We start from the raw sequence: 16,492 nt of genomic DNA on the forward strand, positions 1-16,492 counted from the left end.
ACAAGAGGTAAGATGAGACATAGATCTTTTTATTTTTGGTTACTTACTTTATTGATCATTAGTGCTTCAGGTTTTTATTTGATAGATCTGATGACATTTAAACCAAGGCCAAATGGCGCAATCTCAGGGAATGGTAATCCCGCGATCATCGTAATGTTTGTTGCAATTCCCATATATGCAGCGTTACTAGTTTTGACTTCGAAGCTTTTTTATCATGTTAAGAAAGTATCTAAAATAAAAAAAGGTTTGATCATCTTTTTTATAAGCTTACTACTAATATTTTGTGTTGTAGGAGAGATCAACGAAGTCAAATGGCATCTTGACATACTGAATGGAGGACCCAACAATCCGAAGTCAATTATTTATGGGTGGGGATGGTTCAATCAGTATACGAACACTATTTTTTTCAATGTAAACAGCTTTGTTTTTGGGATAGCCCTTTCGGGGGTGCTCGGGTGCATATTATCAATTAAGAAAAACAGAGAAGGACAACAAGCATGAAAAAACCTCTTGTATTAGGCATTTCTGGAGGCTCTGGAAGTGGAAAAACGACTTGGAGTCATTACTTGTTTGAACATTTTAATCATTACAAAGTCCGAATTATACATAGTGATAGATACTTTAAGAAAATGAGGCCCATTACCAGAGCGCCTTTCTCAAATAAAGAATACGATGATTTTAATCAACCGGAGTCTGTTGATATTGAAAGATTAATAAGTGATATTGATACAGCTATCTGTAATGATGAATTAGATCTTTTAATCGTTGAGGGATTTCTGATATTTCACTTTGAAGTTTTAAGAGTGCGTTTAGAATACAAGTTTTATATAGACTGTGAATCTGATGAGAGATTAGTTAGAAGGATTGCGCGAGATTCGAAGGATGGAAATAACGTTACCGAAATCGTTGCTGAATACCTAGACCTTGTTAGACACAGTCATGATAAGTACGTGGAACCAACAAAATGGTATGCCGATCTTATTATTAATGGAACTAGTAGTGAGAATAAGGGGAGACAAATCATTGTTGATTGGATTCAACAGGAATTTCTGAAACGACGATTGACCTATCGCGTATGAAGATACTGAGCATTTGAGGTAGAAAATTAACAATAAAGCAATTGGAGGAAGTAGAAATGTCATTTTTCAAGAAAATGTTAGCAAGCGTAGGGATTGGGAACATCAAGATAGACACACAGTTTCATACGGAGGATTTTATTCCGGGAGAGCTGGTTGAGGGCGTCGTTATTGCCAAAGGCGGAAAAGTGGAGCAGAAAGTAGATAAAATCTATTTTCAAATCATGACGGAATATAAAAAGCCTGTGGAGACAGATGCTAATCGCGATGGGCGAACTGAAACTCGCATGCAAAAGGAAACCGTCGTTATTGCCAACATGCTGCTTGGTGAAAATCTCGTGATTGCACCAGATGAAACGATTGAAATTCCTTTTCAATTTGTTTTGCCGCATGAAACGCCAATCTCAATCGGTGTCAGCCCGATCTGGGTGCGCACAGGTTTAGACATTGATAATGCGGTCGATCCTTCGGATCGTGATGATATTGAAGTTCAGGCACATCCACATACAGCGGTTGTTTTTGAAGCTCTGGAAGAACTCGGATTTCATTTGCATCAAGCGGAGAATGAGTATTATTTACAACGAGATTATCATTTACCGTTTATTCAAAAGTTTGAATTTGTCCCCTATCAAAATGGCGAGTACCGCAGTTCGGTGGATGAACTTGAACTCATCTTCTATCCGAATGAAGACGGCGTTGAGATCCTTCTAGAGTTTGATCGCAAAACGCGTGGTTTCAGCGGATTTCTATCGGATATGTTGGATACGGATGAGTCCCATCATCGCTACTTTTTCAATATAGAAGAGCTGGAAGAAGGTTCTTCCTCAGTAGCGGATCAGTTCAGGGGGATCTTTGACGAGTTGCTGGAGTAATACATAAAAAGAGGTTGTCACCAACGGTAGGATTTGATTACCGGAGGGACAGCCTCTTTTCAATTCAACTTTAGTTTCCATAAAAAGAGGCCTTAAAGGCCTCTACATCCATCCATTAGGCATGTGCTAATTGTTTAAGTTCAAGTTTTCCAGTCGTTAAATACGTGAGTTCCGGTGTTGAGAAAAAGTCAGCTAATCGCCGAAGTCTCATATATATCGTTCGCAAAATAACGGAATCCATCTCTGTGATCATACTGCGATTTGCAATAAAATCACGCATGCTCACCTTGATGAGATAATCGCTATCTCGTAGATCGGTTATCAGTTGTTTATTGGGAAGGTCTCCGTAGTTGACTATGTATTTCGTTTGTCCCAGAGCACTATGATACAGTTCAGCACATTTTCGCGTAATTTGTACTTGCCTCTTTGCTCCCATGGAGTCAGTGACTGTAAGCATTTGATTTTTGGCATCTAATGAGTTCTTTTTCAAATAAACAATTTCGTGAGAGGCAATACCCTCTGTAAGTAAACGAACGATGATGGCATCTTGCGGATTGATACAGCGAGTCTCGATAAATTGAATTTGTTCTAATGTAATAATACGAAATCAGCATCCCTTCAAATGTGTAAATTGGATTTCAGTAAACTTTCATTCGGCTTTCAGTAATAAGCAACTATATATCCTATGCGAGAAAATGATCGATTATGACTATTTACAATAAATATTTATTACCTCTATTTTCATGAAGAAGCAGGGAATACTTGGCTTATGAAGAAGATGAGTGTATATATTTATGAGTGGAGTTTAGAGGGAGGGCTGCTGAATATGGTGAATGAAGATGGGAAATTGAAGAAGGTGTTAGGCTTACGAGATTCGATTGGTATTGCTCTCGGACAAATTATTGGGGCGGGAATCATGTCAATCACTGGCATCGCCATTTCCTTAACGGGGACTGGAGTACCGCTTGCTTTCGTGCTCTCCTCTGTTTTTATGCTTATCATCACGATTCCTCTTGCCGTATTAGGCTCAGTTCTTCCTACGACGGGAGGCATGTATACCTACACGAGTCGTTTACTCTCTCCGAATGCAGGATTTGTCTATTTAATCCTTTTTACATTCGGTCATTTGACCATCGCTGTTTATGCCATTTCATTCGCTCAATATTTACAGGGAATCATGCCTGGTACGCCGATCATGCTTGTGGCCTTCATTGTGCTGACTTTCTTCTATCTCATTAATCTGTTTGGCATCATGTTCATGTCATCATTAGGAAAGGTGCTCGTAGCGATTAAGTTGTTGTCACTTCTTGTTTTCATCGTGTGGGGAATTTCGGAGGTCGACTATTCGGTGTTTCATCCCGCAGAGATTTTTCCACAGGGCATAGGGAGCTTTCTTACGGCGGTTGGAATCACATCCTTTGCGTCTGGAGGCGCTTATGCCGTAGTTGAGCTCGGAGGCGAAATGAAGCGGCCGCAAAGGGATATTCCGCTTACCATTTTCATCAGTAGTGGTATAGTTGCCTTGCTTTATATAGGCATTGGCATCGTGGCAACCGGAGTTCTGCCGATTTCCGAAGTTGCAGGAGAGTCGCTTTCAGATGTGGCGAGAACGATATTGCCCAATCCATTGTTCCTATTTTTTATCATAGGCGGGGCCATGTTTGCACTGGCTTCTACACTCAATGTGACGTTTTCCTGGGTGACGAGGGGGTTGCTGGTGGCATGTCGCGATGGTTGGCTCCCAGCATCGTTCGGCGCAGTTAATCGAAGGTATGGTACACCGCATTGGCTGCTCACGTTTTACTATCTGCTTGGGGTCATCCCCATTGTGACAGGAGTATCTTTGACTACGATTTCCCAGTTAGGGGTTGGCATCTTACTTCTTTCCAGTATTTTCCCCGTACTTTCTGCCATTCAGCTTCCACGCAAGTACCCTGAGCTTTATCGCAAAGCACCTTTCACTATGAAGCCAAGCCTGCTTTACACCATTGTCATCGTAGCCGTTGGTTTACTGACCTTTCAAGGCTATTTACTCCTCAGCCGATTGTCGGCTCCATTAATTGTAGGTAACATAGTGCTTGTCGCTGTATCCATCGTTTATGTGATGATTGTCGGCAAACGCCGAATAAATAAACATGCTTCTAATGCAGCTGCAAGCGTTAGTCGCGATATCAAATTGTTGCAATAATTGTTTTCAGTTCTTTCGTAAACTCTTTGCAGGGCAGGGACTGATGGCGATTCTTTAGACGTAAGGAGCAGAAGGAAATATCCATATCCTCTCTGGTGATTTCCAATGCAACAATGCTGCCTGTTTGGACATAAGGGTCGAACTTTAAGCCAATTTCCGTATAAAATCCAATGGCAATACCTTCCGCAATCACTCGTTTGGCAGCCTCTGAATTCCCTAGCTTAAATAAAATATTCGGCTCTCCATACTTTTTTAATTTACTAATAAGATAATCGGAATTCAGAAGGATCGGTTGATGTACAAGTTCTTCTAAGGAGATGCTTTTTCGATGAGCCAGTGGGGAGTTTTTCCCCACACATGCCATCACTCTGCTATCCATTAACGTCTCTGTGATCAATTGTTTATTCGGTTCTTCATAATTCCGGGATACAGCTATTAGACCAATATCTACTTTACCGCTTTGGACTTCTTGTTTAATTTGCGGATAGTCAAGTTCCAACATTTCAAGCTCTACGCCAGCATGTTTTGCTTTGAAAATCGCCAAGGTTGAGGGTAATACACTCAAGCATAGGCTAGGCACGGAAGCAATGGAAAGGAACCCGGAGAGCTGATTGGACTGAAAATCTGCCGTCTCTCGGAGTTCCTCTACTTTGATAATAATCTCTTCTGCCTTACTTATAATTAATTTCCCATCTTCCGTAGGAACGGCTCCGAAGCGCGAACGCTTAAATAGCTTCACCCCAAGCTCTTCTTCCAGACTCACAATGGCCTGGCTGATATTCGGTTGGGAGACGTGAAGCTTTTCGGCTGCTAGGGAAATCGAACCGGTTTGATTGATTTCAATGATATAGAGAAGTTGTTCAATCCGCATAGTTCTCCTTTGTTGGGAAGCGATTTATGTCGTAAATATATCCCAAAAGCGGACCATAGGCAATGATAGGGAAGCCCTATTTTAAGAGGCTCCGTACTCAACATTCAGTTTGCTTAGCTCTTTCATTTGTCCATTTAAGACGAAGCGTGATAGCACGACACTGATTTCATATAAGGCAAATAAAGGGATGGCCACCATGAGATGTGAGATGAGATCTGGCGGTGAAATAAGGCTAGCTGCGATGACTAGCACGATGTAGGCATATCTGCGAAATTTGTTCAGGAGCTTTGGATTTAGCATTTTTAGTCTAGTTAGAAACATGACGACGATGGGGAGTTCGAAGGCAATCGACAAAGGGAGCACAATGTTCAGCATGAAACTAAAATATTGAGCAACGCCGTACGTCGGGGTTAATCCAAGGTTATCGGAAATTTGGGTAGTGAACGCCATACACATAGGGAAAACAACGAAGTAGGCAAAAATTAAACCGATGATGAAACACAGGACAGTATAAGGGATATAACGCAGTGTAGCTGACTGCTCCTCCTTCGTCAGACCTTGTTTAACGAATCCCCAGATCTGATAGAGGATAAAAGGCAAAGTAACCGTAAGGGATATCACGAACGCAATCATCATATAGAGGCGAATACTATCCATGGGGGAAAATACGTGCCATGTCATGTCGGATGCCGGGGATGTTTGCTTAAGGTAGAGGAGGAGTTTCTTGGCAGCGAGAAAGCCGGCTATCATTGTAAGGACAATTACGATTAGAACTCGAATAATGCGTGTTCGCAGTTCGGACAGATGTTCAACGAGAGACATCATTTCTTTTATTGGCATGGAAGGCACCTCCAGAGCTATGTATGGTTGTCATTTCCTAAGATCCCGCAAGCATACGCTTAAGTTCAACGGTGTGGAAGCCGTCCATCAGCTTCGTGTGGATCTCCATGATGGTCTGAATATCCTCGAACGAATATTTTCGAACGCCTCCTTTACTTCTTTCTGGGAAAATCAGCTTGCGATCTTCGTAATAGCGAATCTGCCTTTCCGATAACCCGGTTAATTCGCTTACCACACCAATTTGAATTACTTTCTTCTTCGTCATCGACATCATCCAACCTCCCAATAATGTTAGATAAATTAACGTTTACATGACATTACTTACAAGTTAACTCTATCATCATGCCCATATCTGATCAAATAACCTATTTTTATCCCGGTATAAGTAATATTTATGTAATGTAATCTTACACATAATAGTGACGAATACATGTCCTACTGGTACGTTTAAGGTGCGGTTTATCCAAACATGAACGAGGAGATGGGAGCATGGAGAAGACACCGATCAAAGAAGATCAAATTACACGTAGACAATTTTTGACTACAGTCGGCAAAATAGGAGGGTCAGCCGCACTCTTTAGTGTTATGGGGACTCTGGGGCTCTTATCCCCAGAAACGATGAAAGCGGCAGATTACACGCCGCCTTCAGGTAGGGATCTCACTTCAACGAACCGTAACGGGAAAAAGGTGATCATTCTAGGCGCAGGGATAGCTGGTATGACGGCTGCCTACGAGCTGGGAATGGCGGGATATCAGTGCACAATTTTAGAAGCGAGAGCTCGTTCAGGAGGTAGAGCATGGACGGTTCGAAGAGGTACAACTGTTACGGAATTAGGAGGCAGCAAGCAGATTGCGCGCTTTGATAATGGGATGTATTTCAACGCGGGACCGATGCGGATTCCCCAGTTTCATGTGACGTTGGATTATGCCCGTAAATTTGGTGTCGCCATCGAGCCGTTCAACAATGTGAACGAGAGCGGCTACTATTATAACGAAAATGTGGGCGAGTTGTCGGGTGTGAAAATTCCAAAGCGCCAAGCGAAAGCTGATGTTAGGGGCTATGTTGCTGAAATGCTAGCTAAAGCGGTAAATCAGAAGGCATTGGATCTACCTTTAACAACAGAAGAAAAAGCTAAGCTTGTTACTTATCTGAAGACCGAAGGGGATTTGAACGCAGATCTGTTCTATAAAGGTTCGGAGAGAGCAGGGTATAACGAGGAACCAGGTGGTAAATTCGACGCGGGCGTGCGCAGAGATCCGTTCAGTTTAAAAGCGATCATAAATTCCGGTTTTGGGCAATTTTTTAGCAGTGAATATAGTTATGATCAGCAAATGATGATGTTTCATCCGGTAGGCGGGATGGATCAGATTGCTAAAGCGTTTGAGAAGCGAGTGGGGGACCGAATCGAATTTCACGCAGAGGTACAGGAAATTAAGCAATCCTCCGATGGTGTTCGTATCCTGTATAAGGACTTGAACAGTGGCGCCAGCAAGGAAGCTGCCGGAGACTTCTGCATATGTACGATTCCATTACCTGTCCTTAAGGATATCAAGGCTGATTTCTCTGCCGAAATGTCTACCGCAATTTCTAAAATTAGCTATGCATCTGCCGGTAAAATTGGCCTCCAATTCAAACGTCGGTTCTGGGAGGAAGATGAGTACATTTATGGCGGAAGCTCACTAACGAATATGGACATTTCCAGTATTTATTACCCGCCAACTGATTATTTTGCCAAAAAGGGACTCCTCTTAGGTTATTATGCCTTCGGGGGTAACGCTGACAAGATTGGCAAAATGACGCTTGCCCAGAGGGAGGATCACGCATTAAGCCAAGGAGCAAAAATTCATCCCCAGTACCATAAGGAGTTTGAGGCCTCGTTCTCCATCGATTGGAAGAAGATTAAATATAATCTTGGCGGATGGGCTTCTTACACGGCGGACGATCGCAAAACGTATTACCCTACCCTGTGTAAGCCTGATGGTCGCATTTATTTGGCTGGGGAACATATCAGCTATATTACCGCTTGGCAAGCAGGGGCGATTGAATCTGCGAGGAAAGTGGTTACCGAAATTCATGAGCGTGTAATGAAAGAGTAGACGATGAGGAGCGATGAACGATGATGATAACGAAGAAAATGAAAACTATTGCAGCCGTCACATTAGGTTCATGCCTCATATGTGTCAGCGCCTATGCAGCCGGAACGGAAAAATCTAGTAAATACCCATCAGAGCCAATTAATGAAGTTGAATTCTATGGAAATCCAGCGTCCTCTATCTCTGCCGGAGTGTCTGTACCTGCAGGCTCTTCCTACTTATTCACAAGCGGAACAGTACCGCCTGTTCTTAATAAAGAGGGGAAGACGGTTTATGAGCGCTATGGAGATACCAAAACGCAAGGCATCGGCATTTTGAAAGAAATCGAGAAGCAATTGTAGGACAAGGGCTTAACCCTTGCTGACGTTGCTTATCTCCGTGTATATCTTACAGCAGATGCGGCCAAAGAAGGCAAATTTGACTATCAGGGCTGGTTTGATGCTTATGCGCAATTTTTTGGCAATGAAGCGAATCCGGTTAAACCAGCTCGCTCCACGGTTGGTGTGGCGGGACTCGTTAGCTCTGATTGGCTTATAGAGATCGAAGCTGTAGCGGTATATCCGAAGCATCATAATCAAAACTAATGAAACGGAGTTGTTGATCCTATGCTGCAAAATATTGGCTTTCCTGGTCTCATGTTAATCTTAGTTGTTGTCTTAGTTTTATTTGGTCCATCTAAGCTTCCAGAGCTTGGACGCGCGGTGGGACGCACACTGCACGAGTTTAAAAACTCAGCGCGGGAACTCGTCTCCGAGGGGAAAGAGGTTCCCGAGCATGTAGAGCCAGCTGATAAGCTGCTCGAGAAGGCGAAAGTATAAACGAAAGTTTGAAAGCCTGTATCTGTGATTGTTCTCCTAGGAGGGGGGCAGCAGGATACAGGTTTTTTGTATTTATTTGGATGTGCAAAAAACACTGGAAAAGCCTTGGAATTACACAATCAGTTCATGAAAGGATGTGGTAAAGTGTGCTAACGAATGTAGCTGCCAAACACTCCCATCAAGAGGAACTGCGATGCGCTATTTATCGAAAAAGCTGCCTTTTTGAGCGTTGAGGGGAACGTCGATGCGTTAATTCGCAGTTTTGGGCTGAAATATAGCTCTCAAAGCAAAATAACGCATCGTCGTTCCGCTACGCTAGTAATATAGCCACATTCAAGCAAAATAGCGTATCGACGTTCCGCCTCACGTGGTTTTCGGATGGTTGGAAGAAAACCAACGATTCATTCCACCTCTGCGTGTAAAGACTAATTTGGTAAGACTCGACCTGAGGCAAAGCCTCAGGTTTTTTTACATGTGATTGGATAAATTCAGCCATAAATGGGCAAACACTAGGAGGTTAGCTCCCGCTCGAATCAATTGTCCTCTTTTACATATCGACATTATGCCTTCTGTATGGGATTATGAAGGAATGTGAGTTGGATAATAGGGGGCAGCCTGGATGAGTTTCACAACGCCGACAGCATTAGTGACTGGCGCATCTAGTGGATTTGGCTTATTAACGTCAATAGCACTGGCCCAAAAAGGGTACCACGTTATCGCAACTATGCGCGACCTTGGTAAAAGCGAAGCATTGCTCGCGCATGCCGAACAAGCTGGCGTAACAAATGCCATCGAAACCATGGCTCTAGACGTAACGATTCATGACTCGATTGAGCAAGTCGTTTCTGATATTATGGACAAGTATGGCAGAATCGATGTTCTTCTTAACAATGCTGGCTTTGCTGTCGGGGGGTATGTGGAAGATGTACCGATGGAAGCGTGGAGATCTCAACTGGAAACGAACGTATTCGGCGTCATTGCGGCAACGAGGGCCGTCCTGCCGCACATGCGGGCACAACAATCTGGTTGTATTGTTAATGTAAGCAGTGTGAGCGGGTTATCCGCATTTCCTGGTTATGCCCCATATAGCACTTCGAAGTTTGCCATTGAGGGCTTCAGTGAATCGCTTCGTTTGGAGATGATGCCACTGGGTGTGCGCGTCATGCTTGTAGAACCAGGTGCCTATAAGACAGAGATTTGGCGTAAAGGTTTCGAGGCGATCCATACCACAGAAGCGTCTCCTTATTGGAAACGGCTTAGCAAAATGCTTGACTACTCTAGGAAAGCCTCAGCGACAGCACCGGATCCGCAGGTAGTAGCAGACAAAATTGCGCGAATTGTAGACAACCCGCGGCCAAAGCTCCGTTATCCAATGGGACGTGGTGTGATGTCGGGCCTGTTGGCGAGAAGTCTTTTGCCATGGAGATGGTATGAAGGCATTTTGAATCGATTATTGAAATGAAGAGAGATGTACTTATGTAAGTACGAATAAACCAAGGAGTGAAATGAATGTCACGTAAGTGGGAAAGAATGGTAAGCAAAAATACGAAAACAGTAAACAAGAATCGCTCCAAACAGGGCATTGCTCCGATTTCTTCGGATCCGGATCGATCGGAAGTATTCAAGGGTAGAAGCATTATGTTAGCGTTATTCTTTGTTCTAATTTCCATCTTATTATTGGTTACTTTGACCAAAACAGACGGGGACAAGATGTATTGGTATACGACGCTTAGTTACATGGCGGTTGGACTGTTCGTTTATTTTATTCGCCGTCCGTATTTAAAGGTTAGTAAGACGAGCATCTCGAAGAGAGGTTTTGCCAGAGAGCTTATACTTAATGCCGATAAAATTAAAGAAATCGTATACTCCCCCGGTCAGGTGGTTATTGACTTGAATGGGAAGTCACCTCGTTGGGTTTACAACAAATCTCTGAATCGATTCGACGTATCTGCCATGGCTGCTAGATTGAAAAAATTTGCTGAGCAGAACCAGATTCCGTTTGTGGATAAAACGGTTTAATTACGGATTGTGTGATATGAAGCTCATAAACGATGAAAAAAGCCCAATGCGACATTGGGCTTTTTTTGCTATATGGACGTGATGTGCCAACTGGAGATTAGACTTGTTAGTGCAGCGATGATTCGTAATTGCGGGAAATCTTAATCATATTTATCATCGTCGATTCTAACCACATTATCCATGATAAGCTCAACTTCTGTCTCGAAGTTCAAGTGAAGCGGTGCTGGAAGTACATCGAGGATTTCCTGCATCATGTCCATGTCTAATAACTCATCAATGGTTTGAGGTCGCGGTTCTGACTTATAAATCCATTCACGGACTGCATCGATAAATAAATAAAAAGATGATTGGAACTGATCGGCGACAGCTTCCTGCTCATCACCACGTGATGCTGACATGGCATTCCAGTTTTTTAGCGTGGTTTGTAAGGCTTGCTCTACGTTTGGATTCATTATAATCTCCTAAAAGCGTCAATGGCTTACTTATTTTCCTTTTGCATCAGTCTTAAACTGTGCGCGTTGAGACTCAGATGACTAAGGATAGAATTGTCATCTCCCTGTATCAGTAGCCAAAATCAACCATCACTTCAACGCCTGCGTAGAAGCTCGGATAATCATCTCCGAAGGCAGAATGATCTTCCGATTCTCATGAACGGCTTCACCTTCGATGCGTTCGATCAACAGCTGCATGCCTAATAAGCCGAATTGATAGGCAGGCTGTGAAGCCAGTGTTAGAAATGGGTTAATCGCACCTGCTGGGCCGAAATCGTCAAAACAGACGACAGATAAATCATCTGGCACCTGCAAGCCGCGCTGTCTCAATGATTGAATGACGCCGACGGCGAGCATGTTATTAGCCGCGAAGATAGCTGTCGGTGGATCTTCTAGATTGAGAAGTGCGTCTAACGCGGATTCATCGTGGAAATCACGATAGTTTAGATGTGCGACGAGCGAGTCATTTACGGATAATCCGCTAAGCAAATGCGCCTCGGAATACCCTGTATAACGCAAGCGGGCTGTAGAGACATCCTGTGAACCGTTAATCAAAGCGATTCGGCGATGCCCCAGACCAATTAAATGCTCAACAAGCTTCCTCGCGCCTTCCTTGCTGTCCCCGAGTACCACATCCGCTTCAATTCCCGGAATTTCACGATCTAAAACAACGAAGGGGATATTATGCTTTTGGAGCTGCGCAAGATTCCGGGCAGATTGATCTCCCGTTGGGGCGAATAGAACGCCATCCACACGGGTTGAAAGAATCATATCAACGTAGTCTTTCTCTTTTGCATAATCTTCATCACTATTTGCAAAAAGCAGCCGATACCCAGCTCGTTTAGCTGCATCCTCTGCGCCGCGTGCAAGCGTAGTATAGAACGGGTTCGTAATATCTGTAATGAGCAGGGAAAGAATTTTCGTCTTCTGAAGTACCAGACTGCGTGCCATCGAGTTCGGAATATAGTGGAGATCTTCCATTACTTTCCTTATCCGTTTGCGCGTTGCTTCGCTGATACGACCTGTATTATTGATAACCCGTGAAACGGTCATGGCCGAAACACCGGCTTTTTCAGCGATATCATAAATTGTAATCACGTTGAGTCACCTTTTCATTTCATCCTATTCGTCTATTGTATAGAAATTAAGGATTGACAGCAAGGCTTAAAATTGATAATTTTGAGTTATCGATAACACTCATTTTTTGAGGAGGTCTTGAATATGCTTAAAGGTATTCCTTCCATCCTGTCGCCGGAGCTTTTGAAGGTGCTGATGGAAATGGGGCATGGGGATGAAATTATTCTAGCAGATGGCAATTTCCCTGCTGCCAGTCATACGAATCGTTTGCTGCGCAGCGATGGCCATGGTGTGCCGGAATTGTTGGAAGCGGTTTTATCGTTATTCCCACTGGATACTTACAGCGAACAACCTGTAGCGCTAATGGCCAAAGTTCCAGGGGATAAAGTGGAAACACCCATTTGGGCAACTTACGAAAATATCATACGTACCCATATGCTGCCACAAATTGAGCATGTGGAGCGATTCGCTTTTTATGAGCGAGCGAAGAAAGCTTATGCGATCGTGGCAACGAGTGAAAAAGCTTTATACGCCAATATTATTTTGAAAAAAGGTGTCATTAGTGAGTAGTTTGGATTATCGATAACTCTAAAGTCATACCCGTCACAGAAAGGCATTCCGCCTTCGGTATTTACGGCAAAGATGTACAAGATGCAGGTACAACAGACATACCGCAAGATGTTCATGAGAAGCTGATTCGTTTTGCTAAGGCAGGGCTTGCTGTCGCTTATATGAAAGGGAAATCATACCTCTCTATTGGTTCTGTATCTATGGGGAAATCAGTAAGGAGTTGAAGGTAAGATGTCCGAGCAGCAAACAAGAGAAGAATTGACGAAGTATGCGCGTAAAAGTGTAGCCAAAGGCCTTGTCGTAGGTCCCGGAGGGAATATAAGCGCAAGATTTGAAGATACGATGTACCTTTCTCCAAGCGGTTTCGCACTAGAAGATATTGAGCCTGAGCAGTGGGTGCCGGTCGATATCCCAACAGGGAACATTCTGGATTCGACCTACCATCCTTCTTCCGAGGTGCTCATGCATTTATTTTGCTATCGCGTGAATCCCATCATGAAGGCGATTGTGCATACGCATCCGGCTTACTGTATCGCATTAACACTCGTTGATGATGAGCTTCCGATGCTGTTTCCAGACCAAGCCGCGCTTGTCGGCGACGTAGCTTTCGTTCCCTATGTCGTTCCAACAACGGATAAACTAGCCAACCTAGTGGCAGAGAAGGCTGATCGTTATAGCTCCATTTTGCTAAACAATCATGGACTCGTCACGACTGGTAAAAATTTGCGTGAAGCCTACTACCGCACGGAAGTTATGGAAGAGAGCGCGAAGATTTACCTTATCACGAAGTCCGTTGGTCAACCAAGAAGGCTGACGGAGGAAGAGTACAAAGAAATTCAAGGCTTGGAAAGCGAAGCTTACCGCGTGAATTTATTGCAGCAAATGAAATAAAGGACTTGTCAGGGATGCCCGTTCTCATCGCAATCGATGGGGGCGGTTTTTTTGTTGTTTAGGAGAATGCGAGGCTGCCTAATTAGGTTGGTTAGTTAGTGAATTGAAATAGCCCCATCATCTGGGGCGCTGCCATTTCTTCCGATAAGCTAGAGGCGTATCTCCAGTGCGGTCTTTGAACAAATTGATGAAATGACTGACATTGTCAATACCGACACTGGCGGCTATTTCGGATACGGGCATATCAGAGTATTTCAAACGTTCCTTGGCGTGTGTCATACGGATTGAAATGAGAAATTCATGAGGCGAATAGCCTGTGTAACGTTTAAACTGTTTGGCCAAATGGTACTTGCTGACGGCATGATCATGGGCAAGCTGATCAAGCGAAATCGATTCGTTGAATCTGCGTTCCAACATTTGACAAATGTCTTCAATATAGCTGGGTTTATCTGCATCTGACAATATTAAATTTTGTGATGACAATAGGAGCTCAGTCAGGAGTTCTACGAGAAGCTTGGATGAAATGAGTTCCGTGCGAGCTGTTTTTTGCTGCTGGATATGTAAGATTTGTCGCAGTACAGCAGGGAGGGGGGATTCAGGGCTCAGTTGTTGGACAGGCTCATTATTAGCAGCAAACTGTTCATAGTAACCAGATGTCGAGCTGCCATGCAGATGCACCCATAGAATTTCCCAAGGCTGGAGTGGATCTGTTTCATAGTAATGATAATCTTCACAATGAATAAAGAATACCTGCTGAGGCTGAAGGATATAGCTCTTTCCTTGATATTTCAAGCGGCCTTTGCCTTTGATTGTATAGACGATAAGGTAGGAGTCTAGCTGTTCGCGTTCTGTAAAATAACCAGGTAACGTACGGAAATGGCCAATTTCTTGCACGTGATAGAGGGTGGATTTGGCGAATACAGAGGGGCTGGATATGAATCGTATCGAGTCTTCAGACCAAGCTGTAGTGAAATTTTCTTTATGGGTTGTCATGCTGAATCACCTGCACAAGATTCTATTATTTTTAACCAAGATTATTGGATGTTATCTATATTTTAAGCCATTACAATGAGTTCATAAAGGTATTATTTTTATCTTAAAAACGAATGGAGTGGTAGGGATGTCTGTATACCCAGCTATTAAAGCAAGCAAAAAACCGCGTATCGGGCTTTACTCTGTGGGGCTCCGTGCCTATTGGGAGCAGTTCCCTGGCCTAAAGGAACGACTTGATGAATATGGTCGATTTATTAAGGAGCGAATCTCGAGATGGGCTGACGTCTATTATTATGGGTTGGTAGATACGGAAAATGAAGGACGGAAAGCGGGGGAATGGCTGAATGAACGCGATGTGGATCTCGTATTCTGTCACGCAGCGACATACTCGACTAGCTCGACTGTACTGCCTATTCACCAAATTTGCAAAGTGCCGGCCGTGTTTCTGAACTTGCAGCCGACCCTACGGCTTAACTATGATCAATCCACGACAGGGGAGTGGTTGGCTCATTGCGGGGCTTGTCCTTTGCCTGAGTTCGCCAATGTGTTTAACAGAGCGGGAATCCCATTCCGTGTCGTAAATGGGGTACTGGGACTCAATTATACACCAGTGATTTCGTTAACGAATGAAGTGACACATAAGCGCCCAGAAGCTGTTCGAGCATGGAGGGAGATCGAGGAATGGGTGAAGGCATCCGGCGTATCTCGGACGCTTCAGCATAGCCGTTTCGGCTTTCTTGGTAATACGTACAGCGGGATGCTTGATATGTACAGCGATTTTACGATGATTTCGGCGCAGACAGGGCTGCACGTGGAAGTGCTTGAAATGTGTGATTTGGATCGCATGCTGCGGGAAGTGACACCGCAGGAGGTGAAAGTGAAGCTTGCTGAGGTTCACGAGATGTTCCAGATCAGCGGCGACTCGCCATCTGATCCGATCGCGAAGAAGCCTACGGATGAGCAGCTGGAGTGGTCGTGCAAAGTGGCGGCAGCGCAGGAGAAGCTCGTCAGAGCGTACGATCTGGACGCCTTGTCCTACTACTACCACGGTGCACCTGACGGCGAATATGAGAAGCTGCAGGGCGGCTTCATCGTCGGCCATTCGCTGCTCACCGCACGTGGTATCCCGTGCTCCGGCGAAGGGGACCTCAAGACGGCTGTGGCTATGAAAATCAGCGGCATCCTTGGCGTCGGCGGCAGCTTCTCGGAAATCGTAGTCGTGGATTATATCGATGAGACGATCTTGCTGGGTCATGACGGACCGTTCCATATCGCGATTTCCGAAGGAAAGCCGATTCTGCGCGGCATGGGGCTTTATCACGGGAAGCAAGGCACTGGCGTATCCGTCGAGGCGAAGGTGAAGTCGGGGGCCATCACGACGCTGAACGTGACTCAGACTGGCGATGGACGGCTGAAGCTGATATCCAGCGAGGGCGAGTCAACGAACGGGCCGATCATGAAGATCGGCAACACGCAGACGCCGGTGAAGTTCCGCGATCATCCAGATGCGTACATGACGCGCTGGTTTGCCGAGGCGCCGACGCATCACTGCGCGATGTCCATTGGTCATAATGCTTCTATGTTCCAGAAGGTCGCAGAGCTGATGAAGATGAAGCATGTGGTTTTATAAAGTTGTTAAAGCTGTTAAAGCCCGCCATTGGCGGGCTTTTTAAGGCAAGTTATGTTGTACTA

Annotated in this window: 18 protein-coding genes and 2 pseudogenes; 13 read left to right on the forward strand and 7 right to left on the reverse strand. The window is 44.4% G+C overall.

Features of this window, described 5'->3' with window-relative positions; all coding sequences use genetic code 11:
* Positions 1-497 precede the first annotated feature (497 nt).
* Positions 498-1,079, forward strand: a complete 582-nt coding sequence (locus GC098_RS31170; RefSeq protein WP_171647550.1) for a uridine kinase family protein — start codon at positions 498-500, stop codon at positions 1,077-1,079.
* 56 nt (positions 1,080-1,135) lie between these two features.
* Positions 1,136-1,948 carry a sporulation protein gene (locus GC098_RS31175; protein WP_171647552.1) on the forward strand — a complete coding sequence of 271 codons (813 nt, stop codon included), beginning with the start codon at positions 1,136-1,138 and terminating at the stop codon, positions 1,946-1,948.
* Between the two features lie 115 nt (positions 1,949-2,063).
* Here the strand turns inward: GC098_RS31175 and GC098_RS31180 are convergent, their stop codons facing one another.
* Positions 2,064-2,549 carry a phage lytic cycle repressor MrpR family protein gene (locus GC098_RS31180; RefSeq protein WP_512699032.1) on the reverse strand — a complete coding sequence of 162 codons (486 nt, stop codon included), beginning with the start codon at positions 2,547-2,549 and terminating at the stop codon, positions 2,064-2,066.
* A 177-nt stretch (positions 2,550-2,726) separates the two neighbouring features.
* Between GC098_RS31180 and GC098_RS31185 the strand changes: the two genes are divergently transcribed.
* On the forward strand, positions 2,727-4,136 hold the full coding sequence (locus GC098_RS31185; protein WP_171647556.1) for an APC family permease: 1,410 nt from the start codon (positions 2,727-2,729) through the stop codon (positions 4,134-4,136).
* Here the strand turns inward: GC098_RS31185 and GC098_RS31190 are convergent.
* The 3 genes from GC098_RS31190 to GC098_RS31200 all read right to left on the reverse strand — a co-directional run bounded on the left by GC098_RS31190 (position 4,120) and on the right by GC098_RS31200 (position 6,118).
* Complete coding sequence (locus GC098_RS31190) at positions 4,120-5,007, reverse strand: LysR family transcriptional regulator (protein WP_171647558.1); 888 nt, start codon at positions 5,005-5,007, stop codon at positions 4,120-4,122. The genes GC098_RS31185 and GC098_RS31190 overlap by 17 nt on opposite strands.
* An 81-nt stretch (positions 5,008-5,088) precedes the next feature.
* Complete coding sequence (tatC, locus tag GC098_RS31195) at positions 5,089-5,847, reverse strand: twin-arginine translocase subunit TatC (protein WP_171647560.1); 759 nt, start codon at positions 5,845-5,847, stop codon at positions 5,089-5,091.
* 37 nt (positions 5,848-5,884) lie between these two features.
* On the reverse strand, positions 5,885-6,118 hold the full coding sequence (locus GC098_RS31200) for a MerR family transcriptional regulator (protein ID WP_029193642.1): 234 nt from the start codon (positions 6,116-6,118) through the stop codon (positions 5,885-5,887).
* A gap of 218 nt (positions 6,119-6,336) precedes the next feature.
* Here GC098_RS31200 and GC098_RS31205 point away from each other — a divergent pair, with 218 nt between their 5' ends.
* The 6 genes and pseudogenes from GC098_RS31205 (at position 6,337) to GC098_RS31225 (ending at position 10,778) form a co-directional block, all read left to right on the forward strand.
* Positions 6,337-7,944 (forward strand): flavin monoamine oxidase family protein, encoded by a 1,608-nt coding sequence (locus GC098_RS31205; RefSeq protein ID WP_171647562.1) that lies wholly within the window; start codon positions 6,337-6,339, stop codon positions 7,942-7,944.
* 20 nt (positions 7,945-7,964) lie between these two features.
* Positions 7,965-8,282 carry a RidA family protein gene (locus GC098_RS40440; RefSeq protein WP_246359072.1) on the forward strand — a complete coding sequence of 106 codons (318 nt, stop codon included), beginning with the start codon at positions 7,965-7,967 and terminating at the stop codon, positions 8,280-8,282.
* Between the two features lie 18 nt (positions 8,283-8,300).
* A pseudogene (locus tag GC098_RS40445) lies at positions 8,301-8,525 on the forward strand (Rid family hydrolase); the annotation flags it as partial.
* Between the two features lie 21 nt (positions 8,526-8,546).
* Complete coding sequence (tatA, locus tag GC098_RS31215; RefSeq protein ID WP_029193639.1) at positions 8,547-8,759, forward strand: twin-arginine translocase TatA/TatE family subunit; 213 nt, start codon at positions 8,547-8,549, stop codon at positions 8,757-8,759.
* Between the two features lie 619 nt (positions 8,760-9,378).
* The gene (locus GC098_RS31220; RefSeq protein WP_171647564.1) at positions 9,379-10,221 is read left to right on the forward strand and encodes an SDR family oxidoreductase; all 843 of its coding nucleotides are present in this window, start codon (positions 9,379-9,381) and stop codon (positions 10,219-10,221) included.
* A 47-nt stretch (positions 10,222-10,268) separates the two neighbouring features.
* On the forward strand, positions 10,269-10,778 hold the full coding sequence (locus GC098_RS31225) for a hypothetical protein (RefSeq protein ID WP_171647566.1): 510 nt from the start codon (positions 10,269-10,271) through the stop codon (positions 10,776-10,778).
* Between the two features lie 140 nt (positions 10,779-10,918).
* On the opposite strand, the gene GC098_RS31230 is transcribed toward GC098_RS31225, so the two are convergent.
* Together GC098_RS31230 and GC098_RS31235 are read right to left on the reverse strand one after the other, a co-directional pair.
* Positions 10,919-11,230, reverse strand: a complete 312-nt coding sequence (locus GC098_RS31230) for a hypothetical protein (RefSeq protein ID WP_171647568.1) — start codon at positions 11,228-11,230, stop codon at positions 10,919-10,921.
* A 129-nt stretch (positions 11,231-11,359) separates the two neighbouring features.
* Entirely contained in the window at positions 11,360-12,367 is a 1,008-nt protein-coding gene (locus GC098_RS31235; RefSeq protein WP_171647570.1) for a LacI family DNA-binding transcriptional regulator, read from the reverse strand.
* A gap of 123 nt (positions 12,368-12,490) precedes the next feature.
* Here GC098_RS31235 and fucU point away from each other — a divergent pair, with 123 nt between their 5' ends.
* The 3 genes and pseudogenes from fucU (at position 12,491) to GC098_RS31250 (ending at position 13,807) form a co-directional block, all read left to right on the forward strand.
* Positions 12,491-12,916, forward strand: coding sequence for an L-fucose mutarotase (gene fucU / locus GC098_RS31240; RefSeq protein ID WP_171647572.1), 426 nt, complete (start codon positions 12,491-12,493; stop codon positions 12,914-12,916).
* Positions 12,917-12,966: 50 nt separating this feature from the next.
* Positions 12,967-13,122 (forward strand): annotated as a pseudogene (locus GC098_RS41345) (hypothetical protein); the annotation flags it as partial.
* 25 nt (positions 13,123-13,147) lie between these two features.
* On the forward strand, positions 13,148-13,807 hold the full coding sequence (locus GC098_RS31250; RefSeq protein ID WP_171647574.1) for a class II aldolase/adducin family protein: 660 nt from the start codon (positions 13,148-13,150) through the stop codon (positions 13,805-13,807).
* A 117-nt stretch (positions 13,808-13,924) separates the two neighbouring features.
* On the opposite strand, the gene GC098_RS31255 is transcribed toward GC098_RS31250, so the two are convergent.
* Positions 13,925-14,800: an AraC family transcriptional regulator gene (locus GC098_RS31255; RefSeq protein ID WP_171647576.1), complete on the reverse strand. Its 876-nt coding sequence runs from the start codon at positions 14,798-14,800 to the stop codon at positions 13,925-13,927.
* A gap of 127 nt (positions 14,801-14,927) precedes the next feature.
* Between GC098_RS31255 and GC098_RS40455 the strand changes: the two genes are divergently transcribed.
* The gene (locus GC098_RS40455) at positions 14,928-16,430 is read left to right on the forward strand and encodes an L-fucose/L-arabinose isomerase family protein (protein WP_171647578.1); all 1,503 of its coding nucleotides are present in this window, start codon (positions 14,928-14,930) and stop codon (positions 16,428-16,430) included.
* Positions 16,431-16,492: the final 62 nt, after the last annotated feature.

It is taken from the genome of Paenibacillus phytorum (assembly GCF_013141715.1).
Taxonomy (GTDB): domain Bacteria; phylum Bacillota; class Bacilli; order Paenibacillales; family NBRC-103111; genus Paenibacillus_E; species Paenibacillus_E phytorum.